Genomic DNA, 8,297 nt, shown 5'->3' on the forward strand with positions numbered 1-8,297 from the left:
TGGAAGTTTTTACCGTTAGGCTGCGCCGATCATTTTGCGCAGCACGTAGTGAAGGATACCACCGTGGCGGTAGTAAGCCAGCTCATTGGCGGTATCAATTCTGCATTTGGCATCAATGGTACGCTCCTGGTCGCCCTGTTTGATGACCACTTTGACCGTGCCGCCTGGGCTCAAGTCGTTTAATCCCGCAATTGAAATCTCTTCGTCACCGGTGAGCCCAAGGCTCGTGCGGCTCTCGCCTTCGGGGAACTGCAGCGGTACGACGCCCATGCCAATCAGGTTGGAACGGTGGATCCGCTCGTAGGATTCGGCAATCACCGCCCGTACGCCCAGCAATCGGGTTCCCTTGGCTGCCCAGTCCCTGGAAGAACCGGTGCCGTACTCCTTGCCTGCCACCACTACCAGCGGCGTGCCTTCTTCCTTGTACTTCATGGCGGCGTCATAGATCGACATCTGCTCACCACTGGGCACATGGCGCGTTTCACCCCCGACCACGCCGTCCAGCATTTCGTTCTTGATCCGCACGTTGGCAAAAGTGCCGCGCATCATGACTTCATGGTTGCCTCGGCGTGAGCCGTAGGAGTTGAAGTCCACGGGCTTGACGCCGTGCTCCTGCAGGTAGCGGCCAGCAGGGCTGTCGGGCTTGATGGAGCCTGCGGGGGAAATATGGTCGGTGGTGACGGAGTCACCCAGTATCGCCAGTACCCGAGCACTCTGGATATCTTCGATGGCATCGGGCTCGCGCTGCATGCCTTTGAAGAAGGGTGGGTGCTGAATGTAGGTGGAGGAGGGCCACTCGTAGACGTTGCTTTCCGGCACCTTGATCGACTGCCACGTTTCGTCGCCTTCGAAAACGGCGCCGTACTCCTTGCGGAACATCTCGGTGTTGACCTTCTGTACGGCGTTGGCGATATCTGCCTGCGAGGGCCAGATGTCTTTCAGGTACACCGGATTGCCATCGCTGTCTTCCCCGAGGGGGTCGGTGGACAGGTTGCATTGAACGTTGCCCGCCAGTGCATAGGCCACCACCAGCGGCGGTGAGGCCAGCCAGTTGGTTTTGACCAGCGGATGCACGCGGCCTTCGAAGTTGCGGTTACCCGACAGCACGGAGGCAACGGCAAGGTCCCCCTGTTGAATGGCTTTTTCGATGGCGTCGGGCAGCGGACCGGAGTTGCCGATACAGGTGGTGCAGCCATAGCCCACCAGGTTGAAGCCCAGCGCATCCAGGTCATCGTTCAGTTCGGCAGCGGCCAGGTAGTCGGTGACCACCTTGGAGCCAGGCGCCAGGGACGTCTTGACCCAGGGTTTGGTGGCCAGCCCCTTCTGACGCGCGTTACGTGCCAACAGGCCCGCCGCCATCATGACGCTGGGGTTGGAGGTATTGGTGCAAGAAGTGATGGCCGCGATGACCACGGCGCCGGGGTCCAGGTTGAAATCCTGCTCACCCATCTTGACCGCTTGGCTATCGTTATGCTGAAACGAGCGTTCGAAGCTCCGGTCGATGCCGACGGCGGTCTGGCCGCCTTCCGAGGAAAGCTTGCCCGTTTCCGTAGCAGGGTAGGGCTTGCCATCTTCCTCCATGACGCTGGCGAACGCCTTGGGCATGTTCTTGAGAGAGACGCGATCCTGCGGGCGTTTGGGGCCTGCCAGGCTGGCTTCCACGCTGCTCATGTCGAGGCTGAGGGTATCGGTGAAGATGGGCTCGTCACCGGGCTCACGCCAGAGCCCCTGGGCCTTACTGTACGCTTCGACCAGCGCGACCAGCTCATCTTCACGGCCCGTCAGGCGCAGGTAATTGAGGGTTTCATCGTCCACCGGGAAGAAGCCGCAGGTGGCGCCATACTCGGGGGCCATGTTGGCAATGGTGGCGCGGTCGGCCAGCGGCAGGTCTTTCAGGCCATCTCCGTAGAACTCGACGAACTTGCCGACCACGCCCTTCTTGCGCAGCATCTCGGTGACCGTGAGAACCAGGTCGGTGGCCGTAATGCCTTCCTGCAGCTTGCCGGTCAGCTTGAAGCCGATAACCTCGGGAATCAGCATCGATACCGGCTGGCCCAGCATGGCCGCCTCGGCCTCGATGCCGCCTACCCCCCAGCCCAGTACGCCCAGGCCGTTGATCATGGTGGTGTGGGAGTCGGTGCCTACCAGCGTGTCCGGGTAGGCGAAGGTTTTGCCGTCTTCTTGTTTGGTCCAGACGGTGCGGCCCAGGTACTCCAGGTTAACCTGGTGGCAAATGCCGGTGCCGGGCGGCACGACACTGAAGTTGTCGAATGCTTTCTGGCCCCAGCGCAGGAACTCGTAACGCTCGCCGTTACGCTGCATTTCGATATCCACGTTCTCCTGAAAGGCCGTGGGGGTGCCAAACTTGTCGACCATGACCGAGTGGTCGATGACCAGATCGACCGGAGTGAGCGGGTTGATGCGGGCGGGGTCTTCGCCCAGGGACTCGACCGCTGCGCGCATGGAGGCGAGATCCACGACCCCCGGTACGCCGGTGAAGTCCTGCATCAGAACGCGGGCAGGGCGGTAACCGATTTCGCGGCTGGACCGCCCCTCTTTTTGCCAGTCGACCAGGGCTTGCATGTCGGCCTGTTCGACGCTCTCGTCGTCAGCGAAGCGCAGCTGGTTTTCGAGCAGAATCTTGAGTGTCTTGGGCAGCCGGTCGATGTTGCCCAGCGTTTCGGCTGCTTTGGGCAAGCTGTAGTAGTGATACTCCTGGCTTCCTGCCGTCAGGGTATGAAGCGTGCTGGGTATCTTGCTCATTCCATTCTCCTCTCGATCGCTTATGGGTATCGCAACGGCCACTGTCTGGATAGCGCTAATCAATAGTATGGCCCATATAGAGCACATGGGTGTGGCTGGCTCGCCTTTCAAGCTATCCTGGCCTAATAGCGTAGACCAACCCTTGTAATTGCTTGTACTCGACGCCATTTCAGGCAGACTCTTCTGCGAATGTCGGCCCTGCAACGAATGTCGACGACGAACTCTGCTCAATTGTCACAAAGGTGGTGTCATGGAAACGCGTCATGAACGTTTGATCATTCTAGGCTCTGGCCCGGCGGGGTACACGGCAGCGGTTTATGCCGCTCGGGCAAATCTGAAGCCACTGCTGATTACCGGCATGCAGGCGGGTGGCCAATTGACCACGACGACCGACGTGGACAACTGGCCTGGCGATGCCGAGGGCGTACAAGGGCCTGAGCTGATGGAGCGCATGAAACAGCATGCCGAACGTTTCAACACCGAAGTGCTGTTCGATCATATCCACGAGGTGAGCCTGGGCGAGAAGCCGTTCACCCTGAAGGGCGATAGCGGCGTCTATACCTGCGACGCCCTGATCGTGGCTACCGGCGCCAGCGCTCGCTATCTGGGGCTGCCGTCAGAGCAGCAGTTCATGGGCCAGGGGGTCTCTGCCTGTGCTACCTGCGACGGTTTCTTCTACCGCAATCAGGAAGTGATCGTGGTTGGCGGTGGCAACACGGCGGTCGAAGAAGCGCTCTACCTGTCGAACATTGCCTCCAAGGTCACGCTGGTCCATCGCCGCGATACGCTTCGCGCCGAAAAGATCCTGCAGGACAAGCTGTTCGAGAAGGCAGAGGCAGGCAAGATCGCCCTGGAATGGTTTTACGAGGTGGAAGAAGTGCTGGGCGACAATACCGGCGTCACCGGCGTGCGGGTGAAGTCGACCCAGGACGGCAGCACCAAGGAGATCCACGCACCTGGGCTGTTCATCGCCATTGGCCACAGCCCCAATACGGGCATTTTCGAAGGCCAGCTGGAAATGAACGGTGGCTATATCAAGGTGCAGTCCGGCAGCGAGGGTAACGCCACGGCCACCAGCGTGCCAGGCGTGTTTGCCTGTGGCGACGTCATGGACCATATCTATCGCCAGGCCATCACCTCGGCGGGCAGTGGCTGCATGGCAGCACTGGATGCCGAGCGTTACCTGGACGGTATTGCCTGAAGCGGCCATGGCTAGCAGTCGATAGGCGTCTTATCAATACGCAGTCGGCCTAGCGGACTCAGCACTAGCCGCTTGCCCGTTTCACCGGTCGCGCACACGTCGAAGCTGCCGTTATAGCCGCTGGCATGGCCAAGCGGCGTGTAGGTCACTCGCCGCCAGCCGCGGTTATAGGTGGTATAGGTAGTCGATTGGCCTGGAAAGGTACGCAGTACGTGTTCTGGCTTGACGGTATCCGTTGCGCGCCCTTTCACCACCATCAGGGTTTCGTGCCAGCTCGCCGTGCAGGCGTTGCGTTGTGGGTTGGCAGGGCAGACGGTGACCGATGTGCGCTGGGTAATGGCCGTGTTACGGGCCAATGCAAACGCCGCCTGTAGCCGCGTTGCTTCGCTGTTGAGCATGCTGTGGTGCCCCAAGGCTTGAAAACCTGGGGCCAGCCAGGCAGTCATGACGGCCATCAGCACCAGGGCCACCATCAGCTCGAGGAGCGTAAAGCCTCGCTGAACCGAGCCAGGCCGTGGGTGTGCAGCGGTATCGCATGTCATCATGAGACCCTCTGTGTACGGTCATGGGACTTATCCTAGAGGGCCTTGTGCTCTTTTTATGTAAGCCAAAACGGACAAAGCTTGTGAGCCATATCTTAATTATTGGCGGCGGTGTCATCGGCATGATGACCGCGCTCCAGCTGGCTGATGCAGGGCAGCAGGTCACGTTGGTAGAGCGGGGGCAGTGTGGCCAGGAGGCTTCCTGGGCGGGTGGGGGTATCGTCTCGCCGCTCTACCCCTGGCGTTACGGTGAGCCGGTGTCGCGGCTCTCGCGCTGGTCGGAAGGGGTCTACCCCACGCTGGCGCTACGGCTGCTGGAAGAAACGGGCATCGACCCCGAGTATCGCCAGAAAGGCCTGCTCTACCTGAACGTGGAAGATGACGAGCAGGCGCTGGCGTGGGCTCGGCAAATGGGCAAGCCGCTCGAACGGGTCGAGGCAGAGGTCGTGCAGCAGAAAGAGCCCGCCGCGCTGGCCTCTGGCGGGAGCGCTCTGTGGATGCCGACGCTGGGTAGCATTCGTAACCCCCGCCTTGGCCAGGCGCTGCGGGCCCGGCTGGCGGCGATGCCGAGCGTCACGCTGGTCGAGCAGTGTCAGGTCACCGGCTTCCTCCAGCGCCAGGGCAAGGTCGTGGGGGTGGCCATGGCGTCGGGCGAGCTGCATGCCGAGCGAGTAGTGGTATGTGGCGGAGCCTGGGCAGCCCAGCTACTGGAAGGCCTGGGTATCCAGTTGCCCGTTCGGCCCGTGAAAGGGCAGATGATCGCTTATCAGACCCCGCCAGGGCTGGTGCAGCGGGTGGTGCTCAAAGATGGTCGCTATGTGATTCCGCGCAACGATGGTCTGCTGCTGGTGGGCTCGACGCTGGAAGAGGCCGGGTTCGATAAAACCACTGATCAGGACGCCTTGGCGTCGCTGCGCCAGAGTGCTGAAAATATCATTCCTGCGCTGGCCAGGTACCCCGTGGCGTATCACTGGGCGGGGCTGCGTCCGGGCTCCCCGGACGGCATTCCGTTCATCGGCGCGCTGCCGGAATTTCCCAACGTGTTCGTCAATGCAGGGCACTACCGCAATGGGCTGGTACTGGCTCCCGCCTCGACGCATCTGCTGGTCGACCAGCTATTGGATCGTGAGCCGCTGATCGACCCCGCACCTTACTGGCCGGTGGCGCTGCGTCGGGGATAGCGCTTTAAGCGTTACCGTCGTCGCGATCACGCTGTTCCTGTAGGAAGCGGTCGCGGTGGGCGCTGCAGCAAAACCACTGCTCATGGTCACGCAGTGCCTCGCTCTCCGGCACGTGAACGTCGCACCAGCGGCAGCGCACCATCTGCCCGCCTTCATGGCGAGGAGGGGCGGGCTGCTGCTGGGAAAGGCGGTGCTGGCGATACATGCCGTAGAGTTTCAGGCCTGCATAAAACAGCACCGCAAAAATAATCAGTCGAATGATCAACAGGTTCATCCTCGATAACTCCCATACCGGGAAAAGCGGGCAGTACGCCTGTAGCCGTATGGCCTTTGCCAGCAGGCGCACCTTGCGGGACAATGCCCCAAGTGCCATCGTATTCTGAAGATTCTCAAGAGATTTTGACGCCCATGCAAGACTTAACGCTGGTAATGGCCCAACTCGACCCGCTAGTGGGAGATATTCCCGGCAATGCCGCGCGCGCCATCGAGGCCGTGCGTGAGGCGAGGATCGAGCATGGGGCGGACATTGTGGTCTTTCCCGAGCTGTTTCTTTCCGGCTACCCGCCGGAAGATCTGCTGCTGAGGCCTTCCATGGAAGCGCGCCTGCGCGAAGCCCGCGGCAAAATGGCCGAGAAGGTGGCCCGAGACGTGCTGGTCATCATTGGTTATCCCGGCGTGCGTGAAGGCAAGTGCTACAACATGGCGGGCGTGCTGTACAACGGCCAGTGGGAAGCAGAGTACGCCAAGCAGGCGCTGCCGAACTACCAGGTGTTCGATGAGCAGCGCTACTTCACCCCCGGCACCCAGCCACTGGTTTACGAGCACAAGGGTGCCAAGCTGGGGCTGTTGATCTGTGAAGACTTGTGGGAAGGCTCGCCGGTCAAGGCGGCGCAGGCGGCCGGGGCGGAAGTATTGATCAGCCTGAATGCCTCACCCTACCACCAGGACAAGCCCACCGAGCGGCTGCGCCTTCTGGAGCAGCGGGCTCAGGACGTTCAGCGCCCCATTCTCTACGTCAACACCATTGGCGGCCAGGATGAGCTGGTGTTCGATGGCGGTTCTTGCTGTGTGGATGAGCAGGGCCAGCTCAAGGTGCTGGCCCCTTACTGGCAAGCCGGGCTGATGCCCGTTCAACTGCTGCAAACCAGCGCCGAGCGTTGGGAGCCCCAGGCCGGAGAGATCGAGCCGGAAGTCATGCCGGAAGAGAGCCTTTACTGTGCGCTGGTCACCGGGCTGCGTGACTACGTCAATAAAAGCGGCTTCAAAGGCGTGGTGCTGGGGCTTTCCGGCGGCATCGACTCCGCCTTGTCGCTGGCGATTGCGGTGGATGCGCTAGGGCCGCAGCGCGTTCAGGCGGTCATGATGCCTTACCACTACACCGCCGACATCTCCAAGCAGGATGCCGCCGAGCAGGCCACGTTGCTGGGGGTGCATTACGACGTGATGCCCATCGAGCCCATGGTAGAAGCCTTCATGACGACCCTGGCGGATAGCTTTGCGGGCACCGAGCGTGATACCACCGAGGAAAACCTGCAGTCGCGCTGCCGAGGCGTGCTGCTGATGGCCATTTCCAACAAGAAGGGCCTGATGGTGCTGACCACCGGCAACAAGAGCGAAATGGCCGTGGGCTATGCCACGCTCTATGGCGACATGGTGGGTGGCTACAACGCTATCAAGGATGTCTACAAGACCTGGGTTTACCGCCTGGCACGTTGGCGTAACACCCAGTCGTCGGCCATTCCGGAGCGGGTCATCGAGCGTCCGCCCAGCGCAGAGCTGGCGCCCGACCAGCAGGATAGCGATTCTCTGCCGGATTACGATGTGCTGGACGCGATTCTGGTGCGCTACATCGAAGGGGACATGAGCGCCGAAGCCATCATTGCGGCGGGTTACGACGAGGACGATGTCTACAAGGTGGTGAAGCTGGTGGACCGCTGCGAGTACAAGCGTCGCCAGGCCCCGGTAGGCGTAAGGGTCACGCCGCGTGGTTTCGGGCGTGACCGGCGTTACCCCATCGTCAATGGCGGGCAGCCAGGCGAGTAGCGCCTTCTGCCAGCCGCGACCAGCCCTAAGCCAGTCCGGCAGGAGGTGCCAGGCAATGCTTGGCCATCTCCTCCGGTGCCACCGGCTTGCAGAAGTAGTAACCGTGATGCAGTTCATCACGGCCTGTCTAAATAGTTAACGGCAGGGCGCTTCAGCTCTTGTGACGTGGCGGGGTACTATGTCCACGGCGAATCGCTGCTTGGCTCCGTTGATATCGTTGATCTCGCTCAGGCTGCGGTCGACCTGGTTGACCTGTTAATTAGGCTTTTGTGACAAAAACAAAAAGTAACTATTCAGGTGGCTGCGGATGGGGTATCGCCAACCAGCTGATTTTTCTGGCATAGTGCACAGCATCATTCGGCACACCTATGCGGCGATATGACCATCAGCGATATCAACGTCGACGAGGCCCTGGAGCGGGTCCGGCAGCAGCTCAAGGAAGACCAGACGGTCTCGCCGTCGCTGCGTGCCGCCATCGATGTGCTGATGCTGCTGGTCAAGCTCATGGCCGATCGCCTGGCCACCAGTAGCCGCAACAGCAGCAAGCCACCGTCCCAGGATCCCAAT

The 8,297-nt window shown here is 61.1% G+C and carries 7 protein-coding genes; 4 read left to right on the top strand and 3 right to left on the bottom strand.

Annotated features, from left to right (window positions below; all coding sequences use genetic code 11):
- Positions 1-15: 15 nt before the first annotated feature.
- Positions 16-2,763 carry an aconitate hydratase AcnA gene (gene acnA, locus CWI66_RS14490; protein WP_100732063.1) on the bottom strand — a complete coding sequence of 916 codons (2,748 nt, stop codon included), beginning with the start codon at positions 2,761-2,763 and terminating at the stop codon, positions 16-18.
- 250 nt (positions 2,764-3,013) lie between these two features.
- Here acnA and trxB point away from each other — a divergent pair, with 250 nt between their 5' ends.
- On the top strand, positions 3,014-3,964 hold the full coding sequence (gene trxB, locus CWI66_RS14495) for a thioredoxin-disulfide reductase (RefSeq protein ID WP_039182403.1): 951 nt from the start codon (positions 3,014-3,016) through the stop codon (positions 3,962-3,964).
- A gap of 11 nt (positions 3,965-3,975) precedes the next feature.
- Here trxB and CWI66_RS14500 read toward each other — a convergent pair whose 3' ends face one another.
- A complete protein-coding gene (locus CWI66_RS14500; protein WP_100732064.1) occupies positions 3,976-4,509 on the bottom strand; it encodes a GspH/FimT family pseudopilin in 534 nt (177 codons plus the stop codon).
- Positions 4,510-4,589: 80 nt separating this feature from the next.
- Between CWI66_RS14500 and thiO the strand changes: the two genes are divergently transcribed.
- Positions 4,590-5,687: a glycine oxidase ThiO gene (gene thiO / locus CWI66_RS14505; protein WP_100732066.1), complete on the top strand. Its 1,098-nt coding sequence runs from the start codon at positions 4,590-4,592 to the stop codon at positions 5,685-5,687.
- A 4-nt stretch (positions 5,688-5,691) separates the two neighbouring features.
- Here the strand turns inward: thiO and CWI66_RS14510 are convergent, their stop codons facing one another.
- The gene (locus CWI66_RS14510) at positions 5,692-5,961 is read right to left on the bottom strand and encodes a PP0621 family protein (RefSeq protein WP_100732067.1); all 270 of its coding nucleotides are present in this window, start codon (positions 5,959-5,961) and stop codon (positions 5,692-5,694) included.
- A 134-nt stretch (positions 5,962-6,095) separates the two neighbouring features.
- Here CWI66_RS14510 and CWI66_RS14515 point away from each other — a divergent pair, with 134 nt between their 5' ends.
- Positions 6,096-7,730 (top strand): NAD+ synthase, encoded by a 1,635-nt coding sequence (locus tag CWI66_RS14515; RefSeq protein WP_100732068.1) that lies wholly within the window; start codon positions 6,096-6,098, stop codon positions 7,728-7,730.
- Between the two features lie 378 nt (positions 7,731-8,108).
- A partial coding sequence (locus CWI66_RS14520; RefSeq protein WP_232710767.1) for a DUF6444 domain-containing protein occupies positions 8,109-8,297 on the top strand: 189 nt, incomplete at its 3' end.

Origin of the sequence: Halomonas sp. 141 (genome assembly GCF_002810305.1) — a bacterium.
Taxonomy (GTDB): Bacteria; Pseudomonadota; Gammaproteobacteria; order Pseudomonadales; family Halomonadaceae; genus Vreelandella; species Vreelandella stevensii.

Coding starts and splice junctions, on each gene's coding strand:
- acnA (WP_100732063.1), bottom strand. CDS start 2,763: ATGAGCAAGATACCCAGCACGCTTCATACCCTGACGGCAGGAAGCCAG.
- trxB (WP_039182403.1), top strand. CDS start 3,014: ATGGAAACGCGTCATGAACGTTTGATCATTCTAGGCTCTGGCCCGGCG.
- CWI66_RS14500 (WP_100732064.1), bottom strand. CDS start 4,509: ATGATGACATGCGATACCGCTGCACACCCACGGCCTGGCTCGGTTCAG.
- CWI66_RS14510 (WP_100732067.1), bottom strand. CDS start 5,961: ATGAACCTGTTGATCATTCGACTGATTATTTTTGCGGTGCTGTTTTAT.
- CWI66_RS14515 (WP_100732068.1), top strand. CDS start 6,096: ATGCAAGACTTAACGCTGGTAATGGCCCAACTCGACCCGCTAGTGGGA.